General features: G+C 34.7%; 21 protein-coding genes. 3 read left to right on the top strand and 18 right to left on the bottom strand.

What is annotated here, in order from left to right; translation table 11 throughout:
• Window positions 1–18: 18 nt before the first annotated feature.
• From malQ to HYB91_RS01890, 10 genes are all read right to left on the bottom strand, one after another.
• Entirely contained in the window at window positions 19–1,641 is a 1,623-nt protein-coding gene (gene malQ, locus HYB91_RS01845; protein ID WP_002675858.1) for a 4-alpha-glucanotransferase, read from the bottom strand.
• Entirely contained in the window at window positions 1,638–2,270 is a 633-nt protein-coding gene (locus tag HYB91_RS01850) for a hypothetical protein (protein WP_002675857.1), read from the bottom strand. Before HYB91_RS01850 ends, malQ begins: the two co-directional genes overlap by 4 nt.
• Window positions 2,271–2,275: 5 nt before the next feature.
• A complete protein-coding gene (locus HYB91_RS01855; RefSeq protein WP_002675856.1) occupies window positions 2,276–3,382 on the bottom strand; it encodes a D-alanine--D-alanine ligase family protein in 1,107 nt (368 codons plus the stop codon).
• An 82-nt stretch (window positions 3,383–3,464) separates the two neighbouring features.
• A complete protein-coding gene (locus HYB91_RS01860; protein ID WP_002675855.1) occupies window positions 3,465–4,055 on the bottom strand; it encodes a histidine phosphatase family protein in 591 nt (196 codons plus the stop codon).
• Between the two features lie 17 nt (window positions 4,056–4,072).
• The gene (gene cobS / locus HYB91_RS01865) at window positions 4,073–4,855 is read right to left on the bottom strand and encodes an adenosylcobinamide-GDP ribazoletransferase (RefSeq protein ID WP_002675854.1); all 783 of its coding nucleotides are present in this window, start codon (window positions 4,853–4,855) and stop codon (window positions 4,073–4,075) included.
• Window positions 4,852–5,403 carry a bifunctional adenosylcobinamide kinase/adenosylcobinamide-phosphate guanylyltransferase gene (gene cobU, locus HYB91_RS01870; protein WP_002675853.1) on the bottom strand — a complete coding sequence of 184 codons (552 nt, stop codon included), beginning with the start codon at window positions 5,401–5,403 and terminating at the stop codon, window positions 4,852–4,854. Before cobU ends, cobS begins: the two co-directional genes overlap by 4 nt.
• Before the next feature lie 61 nt (window positions 5,404–5,464).
• Window positions 5,465–6,613: a sensor histidine kinase gene (locus HYB91_RS01875; RefSeq protein WP_002675852.1), complete on the bottom strand. Its 1,149-nt coding sequence runs from the start codon at window positions 6,611–6,613 to the stop codon at window positions 5,465–5,467.
• A gap of 87 nt (window positions 6,614–6,700) precedes the next feature.
• Complete coding sequence (locus tag HYB91_RS01880) at window positions 6,701–7,864, bottom strand: ABC transporter permease (protein ID WP_002675850.1); 1,164 nt, start codon at window positions 7,862–7,864, stop codon at window positions 6,701–6,703.
• Window positions 7,865–7,874: 10 nt separating this feature from the next.
• A complete protein-coding gene (locus HYB91_RS01885) occupies window positions 7,875–9,014 on the bottom strand; it encodes an ABC transporter permease (RefSeq protein WP_002674186.1) in 1,140 nt (379 codons plus the stop codon).
• A gap of 11 nt (window positions 9,015–9,025) precedes the next feature.
• Entirely contained in the window at window positions 9,026–9,964 is a 939-nt protein-coding gene (locus HYB91_RS01890; protein ID WP_002675849.1) for an ABC transporter ATP-binding protein, read from the bottom strand.
• Between the two features lie 192 nt (window positions 9,965–10,156).
• Here HYB91_RS01890 and HYB91_RS01895 point away from each other — a divergent pair, with 192 nt between their 5' ends.
• On the top strand, window positions 10,157–11,029 hold the full coding sequence (locus tag HYB91_RS01895; RefSeq protein ID WP_002675848.1) for a hypothetical protein: 873 nt from the start codon (window positions 10,157–10,159) through the stop codon (window positions 11,027–11,029).
• The gene (locus HYB91_RS01900) at window positions 11,029–11,346 is read left to right on the top strand and encodes a hypothetical protein (protein WP_002675847.1); all 318 of its coding nucleotides are present in this window, start codon (window positions 11,029–11,031) and stop codon (window positions 11,344–11,346) included. The genes HYB91_RS01895 and HYB91_RS01900 overlap by 1 nt, the downstream gene beginning before the upstream one ends.
• Before the next feature lie 22 nt (window positions 11,347–11,368).
• Here the strand turns inward: HYB91_RS01900 and cbiT are convergent, their stop codons facing one another.
• The 8 genes from cbiT to HYB91_RS01940 all read right to left on the bottom strand — a co-directional run bounded on the left by cbiT (window position 11,369) and on the right by HYB91_RS01940 (window position 16,561).
• Window positions 11,369–11,932, bottom strand: a complete 564-nt coding sequence (gene cbiT / locus HYB91_RS01905; protein ID WP_002675846.1) for a precorrin-6Y C5,15-methyltransferase (decarboxylating) subunit CbiT — start codon at window positions 11,930–11,932, stop codon at window positions 11,369–11,371.
• Window positions 11,919–12,518, bottom strand: coding sequence for a precorrin-6y C5,15-methyltransferase (decarboxylating) subunit CbiE (gene cbiE, locus HYB91_RS01910; protein ID WP_002675845.1), 600 nt, complete (start codon window positions 12,516–12,518; stop codon window positions 11,919–11,921). Before cbiE ends, cbiT begins: the two co-directional genes overlap by 14 nt.
• Window positions 12,519–12,521: 3 nt before the next feature.
• The gene (locus tag HYB91_RS01915; protein ID WP_002667698.1) at window positions 12,522–13,130 is read right to left on the bottom strand and encodes a TlpA disulfide reductase family protein; all 609 of its coding nucleotides are present in this window, start codon (window positions 13,128–13,130) and stop codon (window positions 12,522–12,524) included.
• 94 nt (window positions 13,131–13,224) lie between these two features.
• Entirely contained in the window at window positions 13,225–14,121 is an 897-nt protein-coding gene (locus HYB91_RS01920; protein ID WP_002675839.1) for a 4Fe-4S binding protein, read from the bottom strand.
• Window positions 14,114–14,251 (bottom strand): CD1871A family CXXC motif-containing protein, encoded by a 138-nt coding sequence (locus HYB91_RS01925; protein WP_002674194.1) that lies wholly within the window; start codon window positions 14,249–14,251, stop codon window positions 14,114–14,116. The genes HYB91_RS01920 and HYB91_RS01925 overlap by 8 nt, the downstream gene beginning before the upstream one ends.
• Complete coding sequence (locus HYB91_RS01930; RefSeq protein ID WP_002675837.1) at window positions 14,252–15,349, bottom strand: TlpA disulfide reductase family protein; 1,098 nt, start codon at window positions 15,347–15,349, stop codon at window positions 14,252–14,254.
• A gap of 100 nt (window positions 15,350–15,449) precedes the next feature.
• Window positions 15,450–15,911, bottom strand: coding sequence for a YbaK/EbsC family protein (locus HYB91_RS01935; RefSeq protein ID WP_002675833.1), 462 nt, complete (start codon window positions 15,909–15,911; stop codon window positions 15,450–15,452).
• Between the two features lie 5 nt (window positions 15,912–15,916).
• Complete coding sequence (locus HYB91_RS01940) at window positions 15,917–16,561, bottom strand: GntR family transcriptional regulator (protein WP_002674201.1); 645 nt, start codon at window positions 16,559–16,561, stop codon at window positions 15,917–15,919.
• A gap of 271 nt (window positions 16,562–16,832) precedes the next feature.
• Between HYB91_RS01940 and HYB91_RS01945 the strand changes: the two genes are divergently transcribed.
• Window positions 16,833–17,732, top strand: coding sequence for a branched-chain amino acid ABC transporter permease (locus tag HYB91_RS01945; protein ID WP_002674202.1), 900 nt, complete (start codon window positions 16,833–16,835; stop codon window positions 17,730–17,732).
• Window positions 17,733–17,735: the final 3 nt, after the last annotated feature.

The following is a 17,735-nucleotide window of genomic DNA, read 5'->3' on the forward strand; positions in this document are numbered from 1 at the left end:
TGTACAGGGGGTAATTTTTTAAACCCTATTGTACAAGATATTCCAAAGTTTCAATTTTTCGGTCATCTCGCAGTTTTCATAAGACCCGGTTACTCTCCATTGCCAGTTTTTTCCGACTGTTGAAGGTGCATTCATTCTTGCTTCAGAATTTAAAAACAAAAGGTCCTGCATCTGTACGGCTGCAAAATCCGCCACGGAAGAAAACGCTTTTCGGATTATTTCGGAGGCTAATTCTTTTTTAAATTCATAAGTGTTTAAAATGGAGCAAATTCTTTTATCTTCTTTTTTTCCGTAAAGATAGGTATAAATAAATTTCAGCATCTCATCGGAAGAACCTTCAAGCCAACCCATGATTGTGTCGTTATCGTGGGAACCGGTATATACGGCACAGTTTTTTTTGTGGTTATGAGGCAGATAAGGATTAGTCAGATTTTCCGATTTTAATTCGTTTAAGTCAAAGGCAAATTGCAATATCTTCATCGTCGGGAAATTAAAATCATCTCGTAGGCGGGCAACTTCAGGGGTTATAACTCCCAAGTCTTCAGTTAGTATAGGAAGCTCGCCCCTGTATTTTTCATCCAATGAAATCAGATCCTTTTGTATTTCTTCAAAAAAATGATGGTCAGGGCCTTTCACCCATTTTCCTTCTTGAGCAGTTTTTGCACCTTGGGGGATAGCCCAAAAGGCTTCAAAGCCTCTAAAATGGTCGAGGCGTATTATGTCGAATAGTTTTAGGGTATGTCTTATGCGGGCCTTCCACCATAGGTAGCTGTCCTTTTTCATCTTAGCCCAGTCATAAAGAGGGTTGCCCCAAAGCTGTCCCGTAGGGCTAAAAAAGTCGGGAGGTACACCGGCGACGGCTTTAGGTGTAGCTTCTTTGTCCAGTAAAAATAAGCTTTGATTTTGCCAAACATCGGCTGAATCCATTGCCGCAAATATCGGAATATCTCCTATAAGTTGTATACCGTTTTTTTCAGCGTATTCTTTTAATTTTTTCCATTGCGAAAAAAAGAAAAACTGTATAATCTTTTGGGTTTCATATTCTTCGGAGTGTTTGCCTAGAAATTCTTTTATCTTATCTTTTTTATTTAAGGCAAGCTCCTTGGGCCAAACTTCATTCCAGATTCCTTGCACTAAATTTTCTTTATCTAGTCTTTCTTCATAGTCTTCTTTAATTGTCATAAAGGCTGCATATCCGTCCAGCCAAAAACTTTCTTCTTGGTAGAAATTTTCAAGTTCTTCTTTTGAAGATGAGTCTCTTTCCATTTTGTGCAATAAAGATGCTGCCGCTTTTTTTAACATTTTTGTTTTATGGTAATGGATTAAACCGAAATCCGCTCTTTTAGGATCAGTATTTTCTTGTACGATTTTTTTGTATTCGGTAAAATCTTTTTTTTCTAAAAAGCCTTTTTCATAAAGATCTTGAAGACTTATAAGATAAGGGTTTCCTGCAAAGGCCGAAAAAGAAGCGTAGGGTGAGTCTCCATAACCGGTGGGGCCAATCGGAAGCATCTGCCAAACTCCCGTTCTTGTTTTTTTTAACCAATCGATAAAGGCAAAAGCCTCTTTACCGATTGTCCCTATGCCTTCATCATTAGGTAACGAGGTGGGATGTAAAATAATACCTGAACTTCTTTTCATTTATTTTTCTCCATTGTTGGTTTATAATTTATCAGTTTATAATTTTCTGCTATGTAAAATATAATTCCCGCAATTCCCGGAAATATAAATAGGGTGGGGAATGAAATAAGTAATTTTAAGGTACTGAAGAATAAAATTTTATATGTAAAAAAAGAATTTTCAAAAAAAAGATAAAAGGATTTTTTTAAGTTGCAGATTATTCCTTTCTTCTTTTTTTGAAGACCGATTATTGCAGGATACCAAAAAAGAGAAAGCTCAAAAATAAAAAAAATAAAAAGAATGAATACTGAAAAAAAATATCCCGTAATGGTTTTTAGTTTTAAAAAATATCTTAATAAAAAAATCAATGCCGATATAATCGATAATTTTATTACAGATATAATTAAAGCTTCTATAAAATTTTCTTTTACACCGGCTATAAGGCTTTTTATATTTGCCTTATCCTCTTTATAATAAAAAGAATATAAGGCAAAACTTATTATTTGAAAGATTATATAAAAACTTATATTAAAACCAATAGCCATGAAATAATTTTTGGGTAAAATTACCGGCATAAAAATAAATAGAATGAGTAGAAAAATAAAAATTATGTTTAAAAAAAATATTTCTTTTTTCTTTTTTATCATCATTCTAGTTAAGATTGACGGCAGGTTTTGAGTTTTCTGTCTGTCTTAAATCTATCTATTGCAAGCTCTATTAAGTGCATTATAAGCTCGTTATATGGAAGACCCGAAGCTCCGCACATTTTAGGGAACATCGAAATCGCGGTAAAGCCCGGAATAGTGTTTACCTCGTTTAAGTATATCTTGCCGGTTCTTTTGTCGATAAAAAAATCCACGCGGGAAAGGCCTGATAGATCCAAGGCTTCATAGGCCTTGATAGCGGTTTCTCTGATTGTCTTTCTTTGAGTTTCATTTAAATCGGCCGGAATCTTTAATTCGGCTCCGTTCGGATCCGTGTATTTTGCTTCGTAGTCATAAAATTTATGGGTGGGAATTATTTCTCCCGGAATGTAGGCAACAGTTTTTGTGTTTCCCGTAACCGAACATTCTACTTCTCTGGCCTCAATACATGCTTCGATTAAAATTTTATTATCCCATAAAAAAGATTCTTCTGCCTGCTCTAAAAGTTCGTTTCTGTTTTTTACCATTCCGGCGCCTACCGAGCTTCCGGCCCTGCACGGTTTTATAAAGAGAGGATATTCCAAGTCCTTTTCGGCCCTTGCTAAGAGTGCTTTTTTCTTTTCAGGGTCATCCCAGTCCTGCCTTTTGATTGCTATATAGGGTACAATTGGAAGGCCCGAATAATCCCAAATCATCTTGGTTTTTTCCTTATCCATGGATATGCTTGTGGACATTACATCGCCTCCTACATAGGGGAGGTCTGCCATTTCAAAGAGACCTTGAATTGTGCCGTCTTCTCCGAATCTTCCGTGTAAAACGGCAAAGACTGCATCAGTCGGTAAAAACTCGTCTCCTGCCTTTAAACCTTTTTTTGTGCCGCCTCCGGGAATTACGGTTACTCTCTTTTCCTCATCTTTTTTTATTTTTAAAACGGCCTTTTCGTTTTTTATAATTCTCTCTCTTTCTTCATCTCCATGTAAATACCATGCTCCGTTTTTGGAAATACCGATTAGGTGAAGTTTGTGTTTTTTATCTATTGTCCTTATAATCGATGATGCCGACTGTAGGGAAACCTCATGTTCGCTTGACTTTCCGCCGTAAATGATTGCTATATTCATATCTACTCCTGATAGTCTTTATAAACTAACCTTAAAATTCATTCTATCATTATTTTATAAAATTTTCAATCAGATGTGATTGTTAAAAGCCATTAAAAACTTCAATGCCTTTATGAGTAATTTCATTTTTATCATCCGATAAAAAAACTTCTAAGATGCTGATTGTAGAATTTTTAGGGGCAAATTTATTTCTTAAAGAAAAATTATCCAAGGCCCATGCAAGAGCCATTGTTATTGTGCCGTAGTGTGTTATGATTATGCTATTCTCGTCTTTTAAGGCTGTTTCTTCTAAAAAGTCGGAAGTTCTCTTAAAATGTTCAAAGGAGGTTTCGCCTTCAGGCGGGGCTGAGCTGTCATTGTTTTCGATCCAGTTTTTTGCTTCAATAGGATATTTTGTTTGAGCTTCTTCAAAGGTTAAGCCCTTAAAAATACCGAAGTTATATTCTTGGAGCCTCTTATCGGTTTGAATGTTTTTTAAGCCTAAGTACTCGGCTGTTTGTAAGGCTCTTTTGAAGGGGCTTGAATAAACTTTAAAAGAAGAAAAATCCTTTAGTTTCGGTTTTAAACCGTCAAGCATGGGATAGGCTTCTTCTGCCAAGGGACTGTCATCAAAACTAAAAATTCTTTTTTTGTTTGTTACAGTGATTCCGTGTCTTATTAAAACTATTTTCATATTTTATCCTTGGATTTTTATAAATGGACGTTTATAAAAAAACTTGTGCTTAAAACTGCCAGTTCCGTTAATTCTACAATGAGGCCGTTGACATCTCCTGTGGTGCCGCCTATTTTTTTATATGAAATTCTTATTATGATAAATGTTAGAATAAATGCGGTTAAAGGAAGGAGTAAATATTTTAAGCGTTCTGCTAAAATAAAAGTTCCTTGTATTTTTGAAAAAACAGCTATCTCAGGCGTAAAAAGGGAAAGAAAACATACGAGGATCAGCCAAAAGAAAAAACTAAACTTTGATGCCGACTTATGGAAGAGTAGGCCAAGGCCCGTATCCTTTGCCGGTTTTGAAAAAACTACAACTGCCAAACCTGAAAGCCTCGAAATTATTCCGGCTAGTATGAGCAGGCCTGCATCAGGTATTATGGTAGAATAGTTTATGTATCTGAGAAGCAAAAAAACATTAAGCCCTATTGTTCCGTATGTTCCTATTCTCGGATCCTGCATAATTTCCAATATTTTTTCTTTTTTTCTTGCAGAAAAAAAACCGTCTATAGTGTCTCCGACTCCATCAAGGTGAATGCTGCCTGTTAAAAATAAATAGAGGAGCAAACTTATAAATCCGGATATTTCAATATATTTTTGCGGAAGAAAATAGATGGGGATAAGAACAAGCCCTGCAATAAGTCCTCCTATAAGAGGTAAAAAATAAAAAGCTCTTTTAATGTTTTTTTCGTTAAAGTCTATGTTTATGTTGATGGGGATGCGGGTAAAAAACTGCAAGGCTAAAATAAAACCTTTCATATTGATGCTCCGTCTTTGATTTTTATAGGTAGGCCGCAAACGCAGAGAACAACCTCATCTGCAAGCTCGGCGATTTTTGCATTTACTATTCCTTGAATATCCGAAAAAGCTCTTGATACGGGATGCATCGGTACAATAGAAGACCCAACCTCGTTGGTTACAAGAATTAAAGAGCCGTTTATTTTTTTTATTTCTAAAATAAGATTTTTGATTTGAGTTAATGAAACATCGATTGTTTTTTGAATATCTTCTTCACAGGGCTTTTCTTTTTCTCCTGTTATTTGAAAAAGAATTCGAGAAATTAAATTTGTTACGCAGTCAAGTAAATAGTGTTTTTCTCCGTTGACGGCCTTTTCTAAGTTTAAAAAGCCTTCATAGGTACGCCACTTTGGGTTGCGTCTTTTAATATGCTTTTTTACTCTTTCCTGCATTTCATCATCATAAATTTCGGCGGTCGCTATATAGACAACATCATCTATTCCGTCTAAAAGTTTTTCGGCATAGGCCGATTTTCCGCTCCTCGATCCGCCGGTTATAAGTGTTATCATAAGATAATTATATCAAAAAAAAGGAAAATGGTAAGAGGGTAAAGAAACTGAGTGAGGGATTTTAAAGAGCCTTATTTTGAAAAAATGCCAAACGCATAAAAAAGCCTTTTACGGCAGGAAGACTTTCATAATAAACCGTTCCGTCCGTTTCCTTTACTCTTTCTTCGATAGCTTTTAAGCCGATTCCTTTTTTGATGTCGGTACAGCCGTCTCCATTGTCTTTCATAGTAACTATGAGAGAGGTTTCGGTATAAGAAAAGTGAATCGTAATTTTTGAAGCATTGCTGTACTTTGCAGAATTGGATAGAAATTCCTGAACAGTCTTATATACTGCATGGCTTTGTTTTTCGTTTAAACTCCAAATATCCTTTGAAAAAGTAAACTGTACATTGATATTTGTCATTTTTTTAAATTCCCCTATCAGATTGTGGACTAGGATTATTATTTCATACTTATTATAATCTACCGGTTTTAATTCTCTCAAAGCAAACCTTACTTCTTCTAAATTCTTTTTAGCAAAGGCATTTAAATCTAAGATTTTTTGAGGTAAATCATTGTTGTTGTTCTTTGCAGCAGCATAGAGTGCATTTAGCTGAATAATCATTGTAGAAAGTCCGTGTCCTACGCTGTCATGTATTTCTCTGGAGATGCGGTTTCTTTCTTTTAAGGTCATAAGGTCTTCTATCGACTCATTGTATATTTCCAAATCATGAATGGAATTTAAAAGCTCTTCTCTTTGAATATTTAATTCTTCTATTTTGTTTTGGGAAGAAATAATTTTATTTTGATTTAGTTTAAAATATTCTAAAACTCCTCCGCTTAAAATAAAAAGAGCCGTATAGTTTATGATTATTCCCATATCAAAATTTTTTAGTGAAAATATACAGACTGCAAGTCCTATTATTCCCAATATGTAGGTATACGGCTTTGAATTATAATAAAAACCGTCTATCAAGGGAATTAAAAATAAGAGGAAGGGAATTGTAAGGCCTGTAATATGTAGAAAAAAACAAAGAGCCCAATCGGCTAAACAAAGAATAAAAAAAAGAGTTTTACTATTTATATAAAATAGCCTAAGATTAAACAGTATAATAAAACAAAGATATAATAAAAACTGAATTCCTGTAATCTTACTTCCGTTTACGCTTATTTGAATGAGACTTGATGCTATTAAAAAATAATGAATAAAAATAAAAAACTTATTTTTCATAAAGCCGATTATATTATAATAATTAAGTTTTTGCAAGGTTTTTACCCCAAAAAAAAGGAGGCAGAAGCTGCCTCCTTTAAATTGATTTTAATTTATTTCGTTGTTAAACTCTTTTATTTTCCAGCTTCCGGCCGTAAAAATAGCGGCAGTCATCGCCCAGACTATCAATATGTTTGGAAAAAGTTTTTCTTTATCCAGCATTTCCAACAGCCAATATAGGGGTGAAAACATAGAAATGTTTTTAAACACAGGCGGAATTGAAACAAAGGGCATTACAGAAATAATAGCAAGGAAAAATAAAACTATTGTAAGAAGGCTTGTTATATTCGAAGCAAGAGCCAGTTGAGATTCTTTTTTAAAAATTCTCGCTATTAAAATAGCTATGGATAGAGCAAAAAAACTTGTTGAAACCACAGCTAAGAATATCAATGGAAGTCCCGTAATTTCTAATTTAAATATTATTGTTGCAGAAATAAAGACTATCATATTTACTACCACTTGAATAAAGACAAAGGCTAATAAAAAGCTTCCCACTATTTTAAATTCGGAGTTTGGGCTTATTATTGCACGTGCCAACATCTTTGTTTCCCTAAATTTTATTAAGTCGGTTACAATCGCTGTTGAGCCGAAAATAATCATATACAGTACAACTAAGGTCATTATCTTTAAGCCTAAACTTATAATATTTTTATTGTTCGGTGTTTTAAATACAATATTTATATTGTTGTTTAAAAGGTTTTCTCCATTTTCGGCTAGGCTTGAACTTTTAATAAAATTATCCATAAGATAAGCATTGATACTTAAATTGAGTGCTTGAATTCTATTATCAAGAATAATGCTTTCTTCCGTTTTTAAAATTTCAAGTTCCGGTTTTTCATTTTTTGAAATTTTTTCGGAAAAATCTTTGGGTATAATTATAAGACCGGGTATTTTTCCGGTTGCAAGTTTTTCCTTAACCTTTGCTAATTCCTCTTCTCTATTTTCAGGATGAACTGTAGATTCGGAACCGGCAAAAAAGTTTTTCCATAAATCTCCCGTATCATCGACAAAATAGTTTACCTCACCCATTTGAACGGTATAATCGGTCTTTTTAGTTTCCAAATCATCGGTATCTTTCGGATCAAGAACAAATCTTATTACAAAAATAAGAATTATCATCGCAAAAGGGAAAATAATCAACATACTGGCATTTGTTATATTTTTTAATATTCTTTTTAGCTGTGCTAAACATAAACCTACGAATTCCTTCATATCATACTCCTTAAATTTTTGTTTTTTTAAAACTTGCCATCAGTAAACCCAGAGTATAAAATACTGCACCAAAAGTGAGCATTATGAGCAAACTGCCTATCATTCCTCCAAAAGAATTTTCTACAACAATATTCCTAAGAGGGTTTGTTATAATTTGTGAAACGTTACATTTTAAAAATAGTTTTGCAATTTTGTTTTCATTTGGAATTGAAAAGAGAACCGTTCCCAAAACTCCGAATACAAAAAATATGATTATAACTATTGTATATACAAGTTCTTGTTTGTTAATACTTACTAATGAACATGCAATGCATCCGGTTACAAGGGAAAAACTTGCAGCGTATATAAGAAGAAGAATGGGGTTACCCATAAAAGAAACTCTTAACAATCTAAAGATCAAAAGATAAATTGTTATAGCAACAAATACTTTTAAGGCCAGACTTATTATTTGGGCATTAAAGATATAAGCAGCCTTTTTAGGCATCGAGTTAATACGCAGGGTAAGACCAGCAGCTTTTTTCTTATATGTGGGATTAAGAATTTCCATAACAAACATAAAAAATAAAAAGATGCTTATGGATATTGCATAGGCTTCATAACTTGACATACTATGCAGGGCGGGATGCATAAAAGTTTTTCCTATAGGTTTTGAGCTTTCTTTTTGAATATTAAGATACTTATCCATAAGTTCTTTAGATTGTCCGGAAGCTGTAATCGCCTTAGCCATTTTATAATTCCCGTTAATGGAACTGCTTATGTTTTTAATTATGTTCGATAAAAAAGTAATTGATGCAGAAGACTTCTCTTTACCGATAATTAAAATATCAAACTCTTTGTTTTCTTCAACTGCGGTTTGGTAACCTTTAGGAATTTTGATTTTATATTTGGCATTTGTTTCATCTTCAATTTGTATAAAATCTTTTAAAGAGCTTGAATTTAAAGTACTGATTAGTTGTTCCGATAAGAAAGTCTTATCTTCATCATCTAAAAAAACAGAAATGGTCTTTTCATTAGTTTCAGCTTTAAATTTATCTTTTTGTAAAAAACCGTTATAGCCTACAAAAAAAATCGGAAGACAGAGGTAGACTAAAATAAAGGTAATAAAGTTATCTTTTATCGCTATAAGCGTAATTTTTAAAAATGCTTTCATTTATAATTCTCCTACTCACGTAATTTTTTTCCTGTAAGCTGTAAAAATACCTCGCCTAAATTCAGCTCATTTATTTGTATGGCCTTGATTACGGCTCCTGATGTTTGCAAAATTTTAATAAGCTCATCAAGATTGACCTTGCTTCGTTCATAAAGGATATTCAAGGTATTTGCTTCTTTCTCTACATTTAAGGCCCCATCCAAAAGACGGATTTTTTCTATTAGGTCTTCATTTATGTTGTCCGCTTTTATTTCGATGGTTACTGTTCCGTTGGCCTTTTCTTTTACGGAATTAAGGGAGCCGTAGGCAATCTCTCTTCCTTCATCGATTACAAAGATATTTTTGCAAAGTTCTTCGACCTCTTCCATATAGTGGGAGGTATAAAGAATTGTAGTTTTATCTTGTGAATTTACTTTGCGCAGATATTCAAAGATATTGTTCCTTGACTGAGGGTCAATGCCTACCGTGGGCTCATCTAAAATTAAAAGACGGGGTTTATGCATAATGGCTGCAGCAAGGTTCAGTCTTCTTTTCATTCCGCCTGAAAATTTTTTCACTTTTTCTTTTTTCTTTTCGGTTAAGCCGACCACTTCCAAGGCCTCATTTACAGCCTCTTTTAATTTTTTTCCTGAAAGGCCGTATAGGCTTGCAAAAAAATTGAGGTTGTCGATTGCCGATATATCCTCCGATAAGGCAAGTTCTTGAGGTACAAGACCTATCAGCCTTTTTGCTTCTATAGGTTTTTTTTTGATACTGTGCCCGCCTATAAGTACCTCTCCGTTTAACGGATCCAAAATTCCGGTTATTATATTTATCAGGGTGGATTTTCCGGCTCCGTTAGGTCCGATTAAACCGAAGATATCGCCTTCTTCAATATCAAAAGAAACGTCGGAAAGAACCTGTTTTTTTCCGTATTTTTTTGATACATCCTTAACTTCCAATATTTTCATAAAACACCTCCAAAAAGTTTTTTTGATTGATATGCCTCAATTTTAATCGATTTTGCTTAAAATAAAAGTGCCGAAAGTCATTTTTTATAGGGAAAATAGTAATGATTCTCCAAAAAACTGAAAGTTTTTAAAAGGTCCTTGTAATAATTTTTCTGCCATAGGCTCTTGTATAAAGGGCTTTTTTTTGCGAAAATGAACATGATGAATTTTTATGATGAAATAAGAAACCGATACGGGAATGTAAAAAGAGCACGAGGCTTTTATCTTTATACCGAAAAAAATATAAGACTTTTGGATATGTATCTTGACGGAGGAATGTCAATTTTGGGCAGAAGGGAAAATCAGGCTCCATTGGTTTTTAAACAAAGTATAGATAAGGGCTTAAATGCCTTCCTGCCTTCTTCAGGCGATTACCGGCTTAAAAAAGCCTTAAATTCCCTTTTTCCGGAACATCCTCATTTTTACCTTCTTTCGGAATGGAGCAAGGTTTCTTCGTTTTTAGAAACGGAAGATAATAAAACCGATCTTGACTCTTGTATTATGGAAAATACTTGGAAGCCTTTTTTGCCCTCATCTGAAAATTTAAAGAAAAAAAAAGTCTTTTTTGTAAATCCCCCGTTTTGCACTTCAATAAAAATTGCGGTTTCTAAAGATGATCTTCCTATTTTATCATGTGCAGTTTCTGCTGCCGAAAAAGAAGTTTTAGCTAAGGCTTTTTTTGACCTGATAAGAATCATTAACCTGTGGGAACTCGAGAATAGGCTTTCTGATGAAGAATTGATAAATTCGGCCCGAGGGAAAAATAAAAAACAGCAGCTTGCAAAAAACATAAAATCTTATAAAAGGGTTGCGGAGCTATGCTCCCATTTTTGGAATATGGAAGGTCCCTATCTTTTCCCAAAATTAAGTAAAGAAAAATATGAGTGCTTTTTTAAGGCTGCCTTAGACTCTCATATTCTTTTGTCTCCTGATTTTACTATTCCTTCGATATTGCCGAAAATAAGGGTATACACCGAGCTTGAGAATTTTCTTAAAACTCAAACACAAAACGTAAGGATTAAATAATGAATGATTTAGTTAAATTTTTATCGGAAGGTTATCCTATTTTATTATTTACAAAATTGTTTTTAGGAGCGGTTGCCGTTTTTTTCGCAATTATGGTATGGAGCAAAACCAAGAGGCTTTCTATGATTCTTTTTGTGCTTGGTATGTTTTTGATGTATATTTCGATTTTAACCGATACGCTTACATATTTCGGTTTTATAAATACCAAATTTTTTACTATCGGAAGTCTTCCTTTGCTTTCCATAATTTTTGAAAATGCGCCAATAGTTTTCTTTATTGCGAGCTTTTGTGTGTTTTTACGCGAGAGGATTTTTTAATTCCGATTTGGTTTTTGAAAGTTTAGCTTTTACAAGCTCTTACAATGTAGATGGGATTTTCTCCCTTAAAAAGACCGGCCCTTCCCATTGATGCTGTTTGAATAAGATCGGCCTCAATTTCGGTATATCCGTGTTTTTCGAGAAGTTCTAAAAATTCGTTTAAATTTTTTATAAGAATAAAATTAGCGCAAATTATCCCGCCTTTTTTTAAATGGCTTTCCAGATAATCAAAAATATTTTTTAATTCGCCGCCGCTTCCGCCTATAAAACACTTATCGAACTGTAAGTCCTTATATTCGCTGGAAAAAAGAGCTTCGGGTGCTTTCCCTAAAATAAGATTTATTTTAACTCCGAATTTTTTTGCGTTTTCTTTTATGAGTGCATAAGCCGTTTTATCGAATTCAACTGTTAAAACATCTGCTCCCTGCAAGGCTGCCTCAACCGAAACGGAACCCGTGCCTCCGCCTATATCCAAAAGCTTATCTCCTTTTTCTATTTGAAGATGAGCGATAGATAGGCTTCGTATGTTGAATTTGGTCATCGGCACTTCGCCTCTGATAAATTCGGAATCTTTAATATTTTTCATTTTGAACCAATACCGTATTTAAAAAAGATTTTACTATAATTTTATCGCCTATGGTATATTCTTCAATCGATTCATCCGGATATGAAAGATTATAGCCTACAAAAAGTCTTCCTTTAAAGCCTTCTTCTTTTAGTCTTGCCGAAATTATGTCGGGATTGTTTGTCTTATCGGTAAGAATAAAAAAGCTATCCTTGCTGTGCATTTCCGTAAAGTCTGTTTCTCTTCCGTGAAAGGAATAAAAGGGCAGGGTCTGCCACTGTTTTTGAATTTTGGCCATAAAATATTGCATTGAAGATATGCCGGTTATTACTTTTTCTATTTTTATGTTTTTATTTTTGATGAATTCGGTAATTCCGAAAAAACAGGGGTCGCCTGAGGCAAGGACTAAAACTTTTTTTGTCTCTATAGGTAGATCAAGAATTTCTGAAATTCCCTTTAGAGTTTTTACGTCATTCCTTATCGGCCTGACATCGGAAGCTATACGCTCAAAGCCTGCAACTATGTCGGCATCTTTGATTGCGCATACAGCCTCTTGGGTTAAAAGTTCTATATTTCCGGGTCCTGCCCCGACGACCGTTAAAGGCATAATTTACTTTGAGGCTACGGCTTTTAGGGCTTTATCAAAAAGTTTTTCAAAACCTTCCTTATTTAAACTTCCAAGGTGAAGTGTACCGGGGATAACTTGTCCTTTTTTGTCTACCATAAAGCTTGTAGGAAAACATGCAAGCTGCTCGTACATGGGCAGAAAGCTGTCAACCGTTACAAGTGCCTTAAATGTGCATCCGGCATCCTTCCATATGTCTTTTGCCAAGGCCAGAGTTTCGGCATCATCTTGAGGAAGGTCAGCCGTAACGGCAATAACGTTTACTTTTTTATCGGCATAAGCTTTGTAAGCAGCTTCCAAATGAGGTAATTCGGTTTTGCAAGGACCGCAAAATGTTCCCCAAATATTTACCAATGTAACATCATAGTTTTCAAAAATGTCGCTGGTAACCGTATTTCCGTCAAGATCCTTTGTTGAAAATGTAAGACGGTTTTGGCCATCGCTTAAAATTTTTGCTTCCGATTCTGCTGCAATTTCTTTTGCAGTTAAAGGCTTTTCTGCCTCTTTATCGCCCTGTGCTTCGGTTTTTGTGCATGAAGCAAATAAAATACCCGCAAAGATTGCGGTTAGTACATAAAAATGTAACTTCTTCATTTGTAAACTCCTATAGTTTAAAATAATTCTAAAATTTCCCAGTCAATATACCTAGTCCTTACAGAATAATCAAGGGTTTTGAGAAAATTTATTGTTATTTTTGTATGTTTAAGTCCATATTTGTGCTTTTTTCCGTAAAAAGAAAGCTGTGCTCGATAGCTTTTACGGGACAAGCCTTGATGCATTCTCCGCATCTTATACATTCAGGGCTGTTGGGGGTTTTATATGTCGGAATGTCCAGCTTACAGGTTCTTTCGCATTTTCTGCATTTTATGCACTTGCCGTTTATTTTTAAACGGTAGAGGCTTATAGGATTGAACATGCCTAAAAAGGCTCCGAGGGGGCATAAATAGCGGCAAAAGGGCCTGTAAAAAATCATTGAAAGCATTGTGATGATTGCTAAAACCGTAAATTTTAGTCCGAATAAGGCTCCTAAGGAGGCCGTGAGAACTCTGTTCATCGAGATAAGCGGAATTGCTCCGAATAGAATGCCTGACGGGCAGATATATTTACAAAAGTAAGGGTCGCTTATTCCGTATTTGTCCTGCAAGGCAAAGGGGAGAACAAATACAAAAAAGACAAGGATAAAGTATTTTAGATACTTTAAAACCTTGTTTACTTTTTGCGGAACCTTAATTTTTTTTAAGGGAATCTTATCCAATAGGTCTTGGAAAAGTCCGAAAGGGCAAATATAGCCGCAAAAAAGTCTTCCTGCGGCTATTGCAAATAGCGACAATAGGCCTACCACATAAAAAGCAAAGTTAAATTTGCTGCTTCCAATGGTTGCCTGTATCGAGCCGATAGGGCACCCGAACAAAGCTCCCGGGCATGAATAACAGTTTAAAACAGGCATACAGACTTTTTTCATAGGGCCCTTATAGATTTGACCCTTTAAAAAGCCTATAAGGTTTCCGTCTATTGCCAACATTCCTAATGCTTGAATTGCATGGCGTTTTTTATTCAGTGTTTTCTGTTTATTTTGTTTAGCCAATTCCTATACACTCCATACATATATTTACAGCCTTTTTGAGGACTACAGCAACTTCACCGCGGTATATTCCTATAAGGGTAAAGCTTAATGCTAAAATAATAACAAGTATTGCCGCTATTTTCTTTTTCATTTATTTTCCTACAGCTTTTAAAGCTTTTTTCATAGCTTCGGTAAATTCTGCAAGATCGCGGCTTCCAATGATGATATCATTAACGGAAGACGCTATAATATTTCCTTTTTTGTCTACAAATATAGTTGTAGGCCAAGCCGCAAGATTATCCAATATAGGCTTTAATGTGTCATTGTATTGAACCACAGTGTACTTGCAGCCGGCTTTGGAAATTAATTCTTTGGCTGTTGGAAGAGCATCTTGTTCATCAGGGCTTACATCACCGGTAATACCGATTATGTTACAACCCTTGTCCTTAAAGACTTCATATAGTTTTGCGATTTCAGGTAACTCGGCTCTGCATGGAGGACACCATGTTGCCCAGATATTTATCATTGTAACATCGTATTTTGCGAGGATATCACTTGTTATTTTGTTGCCTTCAAGGTCAACAGTGTTAAAGGTTAAGCCTTTTACATTTTTTATCATTGCCGCTTCAGCAGAAATAGGGTCGGTACACTGAATTGTCGGAATGATGGGCTTGACTTGCGAAATCATATCTTTATAAATTTCAGCAGCCTTTTCACTTAAGCCTTCGGCATTAAAATCGGCGATAGCTAAAACTTGTGTGAATTCTTTTGTCTTTCTGATGACTTCGTTGTTAGGAAGCCCCGTCAGCTCGGCAAGTGTTTTTTTACCTATTAGAGGGGTGCGCAAAACAACGAGTTTATAAATAGGTTTAAGATAGGGATTCACTTCTTTGTTTATCTTTTCAATTTTTTGGTCTCGGCTTAACTGTTTGTTGCTTACAATTGCATCATATTTTTCATTTAACTCATCGGAAGCAAATTCATACAAATAAACTTTGTATACGACTTCATCGGTTTTCTTGTCTTCTTCCCCGACACTGCTGTCTGCATTAACATTGTCTCTGTAGGTATCAAAGAATGCGGGACGGTGCAGCTTAAATCCGATAGGTTTAAAATAGCGCCATCCGGCTTCTTTTTCTTTCTTTGTCAGTTCCTTAATTCCGGTCTCTTTGGAACCGCCTGCGAAAGCTGCCGATGCAACAAGCGAAAATACAACGGCTGCTATAAAGATTTTGTAAAATTTCTTCATGCAAATCCTCCTAATAATTGAAATGCTCTTTTAAGTATATAGGTTTAGTTATAATTCGTCAAGTGAAATGTTTTTTTGTATTTTTTTGCAAGAAAAAAACTTATTTGCTCACGCTTACCCATGTTACGGCTTTTGATGCTTTTTCAAGTTCTTGAACATTCATGCGGACAGCCGTATTTTCGGTTCCCGCTGCAGGATAGACCCAATCCAAGGGCCTTATGGATTCGTCTATATAAACAGGAACTTGAGTCTTTAAACCGAAGGGGCAGACTCCGCCTGCAGGATGGCCTATAAAATTGAAAAGCTGTTCTTCATTCATCATTTTTGTTTTGCAATGAAAGGTCTTTCTGAATTTTGCATTGTCTATGCGGGCCGAGCCTGCAAGAAGGATGAGTATAGGATCTTCTTTTACCATAAAAGCTAGGGTTTTTACGATGAATTCGGGTTTACAGCCTACCGCCTCTGCTGCAAGTTCTACGGTCGCACTTGAGGTATCGAATTCTATAATCCTCTCTTCCAATGAAAATAAGCTTAAATGATCGCGTGCTTCTTTTAATCCCATAAATTTTATCTTTTAAATCCCCCTATATCGGAGCTCAGGTGTTTTAAGGCTCTTGCTTTATCATTCTTTTTTATGGCATAAATTATGTTTTCATGATGTGAGCTGAAAGTTTTTTTTGTAATTTCTTCCCATTTTTCCCAATAATTTTGAATAAAAAAACGGGTCATTTTTTTCATTGTATGCTCTAAACTGAGTAAAGCATGAGAATTATTATGCAATTTGAATAAACCTATATGAAATACGGAATTGTTTTGCCATTCACTTACCGCATTTGTATTGCTAAATTCTCTTGTATGCTCCAGTAGTTTATTTAGTATGGCATGATCGCTATTAGCGACTTCTTTCCAGTTTTTCTCCAAGAAACCGCATTCCAGTACTAATCGGTAATTCAACATTTCTACTAAATCTTCTTGTTTGAGCGTTATTAGTTCATATCCATAGCGGGGAATACTCTTAAAAACGTTTTCATTGCAAAGTTCTATTAAAGCATCTCTTATTGGAGCTCGGCTTATTTTTAAATATTTCTCAAGGTCCGAGAGATTTATTATGTCTCCGGGTTTGATTGTGTTGTCAGTTACGAGGTCGTATATTTTTATATAAGCATCCTGCTTTAAGGATTTTTTTTTCGTTATCAATTTATCGGTTGTCATAGTAAATTTTATTATACAAGCTTCTTTCCTTAAAGTTTTATAAATTTAAAATATGTATACGGTAGTATAACATAATTTATGGCATTAGTACAATTGTTTTCATTATATTATTTTAGCTTATAAATTGTAAGAGGTATAATCAAAAAAAATAAATAAAATTAAAAAAAGCATTTTTTTGTATTTTTTTGTTGACAACCGGAAAATTCTGATTTACAATATAAATATATCAGTGATATATCAGTAATTACAAATTACTTAAATGGAGGTACTGATGTTATTGCAGCAATTAATTAATGGTCTGGTCATAGGAAGTACATATGCATTGGTTACAATAGGTTTTAATATGGTGTACGGTGTGTTGGAGCTGACTAATTTTGCCCATAGTTCTTTTTATATGCTGGCTGCGTATATAGGTCAATTCATTTTGTTAAAATTCTTTATGACTATATCGGTCCCTATTGCTCTGATTATAACATTTTTAACTTCCATAATTATAACAGCCTTTTTGGGTGCTCTTATGGATAAAATTGCTTTGGAGCCTATAAGAATAAAAAAAGGTGCTCCTATTTCATCTTTAATAAGTACTGTCGGTGTTCAGACTATAATCAACAACTCCGTTCTTTTAATTTTCGGCACAGTTCCATTATACTTTCCTGATTTATTAAAGCTGGGTAAATTTACTATTTATGGCGGAACTGTGGTTCAATGGATTCAGGTTCTCATATTGATTATGACTTTAATTATAATGCTTGTATTAACTTTTATTGTTACACGTACACGCTTAGGAAAGTCAATGCGGGCAATTTCTCAAAATCAAGTTGCTGCAAGACTTATGGGAATAAATATAAATAGAGTTATAACCCTTACATTCTTTATAGGAACTACAGTTGCCGGTATTTCAGGTTTAATGGTTGCAATGTATTATCAAAGAGTAGATACCTTAATGGGGGCATCTGTAGGATTAAAGTCATTTGCTGCAGCAGTTCTTGGCGGAATGGGCTCTCTCCCCGGAGCGGCTATAGGAGGATTATTGATAGGCTTACTTGAAACTCTTTTTGCCGCTTATATAAGTTCAGGATATAGGGATATTGTTGCATTTGTGATATTGATATTGGTTCTTCTTATTCGGCCCTCAGGCTTAATGGGTAAAAAAAGTGTAGATAAGGTATAGGAG

It is taken from the genome of Treponema sp. B152, from assembly GCF_024181665.1.
Classification (GTDB): Bacteria; Spirochaetota; Spirochaetia; order Treponematales; family Treponemataceae; genus Treponema_B; species Treponema_B denticola.

What these genes read in the sequence shown, in the direction of transcription:
- malQ (WP_002675858.1), bottom strand. Translation starts at nt 1,641, where the DNA reads ATGAAAAGAAGTTCAGGTATTATTTTACATCCCACCTCGTTACCTAAT.
- HYB91_RS01850 (WP_002675857.1), bottom strand. Translation starts at nt 2,270, where the DNA reads ATGATGATAAAAAAGAAAAAAGAAATATTTTTTTTAAACATAATTTTT.
- HYB91_RS01855 (WP_002675856.1), bottom strand. Translation starts at nt 3,382, where the DNA reads ATGAATATAGCAATCATTTACGGCGGAAAGTCAAGCGAACATGAGGTT.
- HYB91_RS01860 (WP_002675855.1), bottom strand. Translation starts at nt 4,055, where the DNA reads ATGAAAATAGTTTTAATAAGACACGGAATCACTGTAACAAACAAAAAA.
- cobS (WP_002675854.1), bottom strand. Translation starts at nt 4,855, where the DNA reads ATGAAAGGTTTTATTTTAGCCTTGCAGTTTTTTACCCGCATCCCCATC.
- cobU (WP_002675853.1), bottom strand. Translation starts at nt 5,403, where the DNA reads ATGATAACACTTATAACCGGCGGATCGAGGAGCGGAAAATCGGCCTAT.
- HYB91_RS01875 (WP_002675852.1), bottom strand. Translation starts at nt 6,613, where the DNA reads ATGAAAAATAAGTTTTTTATTTTTATTCATTATTTTTTAATAGCATCA.
- HYB91_RS01880 (WP_002675850.1), bottom strand. Translation starts at nt 7,864, where the DNA reads ATGAAGGAATTCGTAGGTTTATGTTTAGCACAGCTAAAAAGAATATTA.
- HYB91_RS01885 (WP_002674186.1), bottom strand. Translation starts at nt 9,014, where the DNA reads ATGAAAGCATTTTTAAAAATTACGCTTATAGCGATAAAAGATAACTTT.
- HYB91_RS01890 (WP_002675849.1), bottom strand. Translation starts at nt 9,964, where the DNA reads ATGAAAATATTGGAAGTTAAGGATGTATCAAAAAAATACGGAAAAAAA.
- HYB91_RS01895 (WP_002675848.1), top strand. Translation starts at nt 10,157, where the DNA reads ATGAACATGATGAATTTTTATGATGAAATAAGAAACCGATACGGGAAT.
- HYB91_RS01900 (WP_002675847.1), top strand. Translation starts at nt 11,029, where the DNA reads ATGAATGATTTAGTTAAATTTTTATCGGAAGGTTATCCTATTTTATTA.
- cbiT (WP_002675846.1), bottom strand. Translation starts at nt 11,932, where the DNA reads ATGAAAAATATTAAAGATTCCGAATTTATCAGAGGCGAAGTGCCGATG.
- cbiE (WP_002675845.1), bottom strand. Translation starts at nt 12,518, where the DNA reads ATGCCTTTAACGGTCGTCGGGGCAGGACCCGGAAATATAGAACTTTTA.
- HYB91_RS01915 (WP_002667698.1), bottom strand. Translation starts at nt 13,130, where the DNA reads ATGAAGAAGTTACATTTTTATGTACTAACCGCAATCTTTGCGGGTATT.
- HYB91_RS01925 (WP_002674194.1), bottom strand. Translation starts at nt 14,251, where the DNA reads ATGAAAAAGAAAATAGCGGCAATACTTGTTATTATTTTAGCATTAAGC.
- HYB91_RS01930 (WP_002675837.1), bottom strand. Translation starts at nt 15,349, where the DNA reads ATGAAGAAATTTTACAAAATCTTTATAGCAGCCGTTGTATTTTCGCTT.
- HYB91_RS01935 (WP_002675833.1), bottom strand. Translation starts at nt 15,911, where the DNA reads ATGGGATTAAAAGAAGCACGCGATCATTTAAGCTTATTTTCATTGGAA.
- HYB91_RS01940 (WP_002674201.1), bottom strand. Translation starts at nt 16,561, where the DNA reads ATGACAACCGATAAATTGATAACGAAAAAAAAATCCTTAAAGCAGGAT.
- HYB91_RS01945 (WP_002674202.1), top strand. Translation starts at nt 16,833, where the DNA reads ATGTTATTGCAGCAATTAATTAATGGTCTGGTCATAGGAAGTACATAT.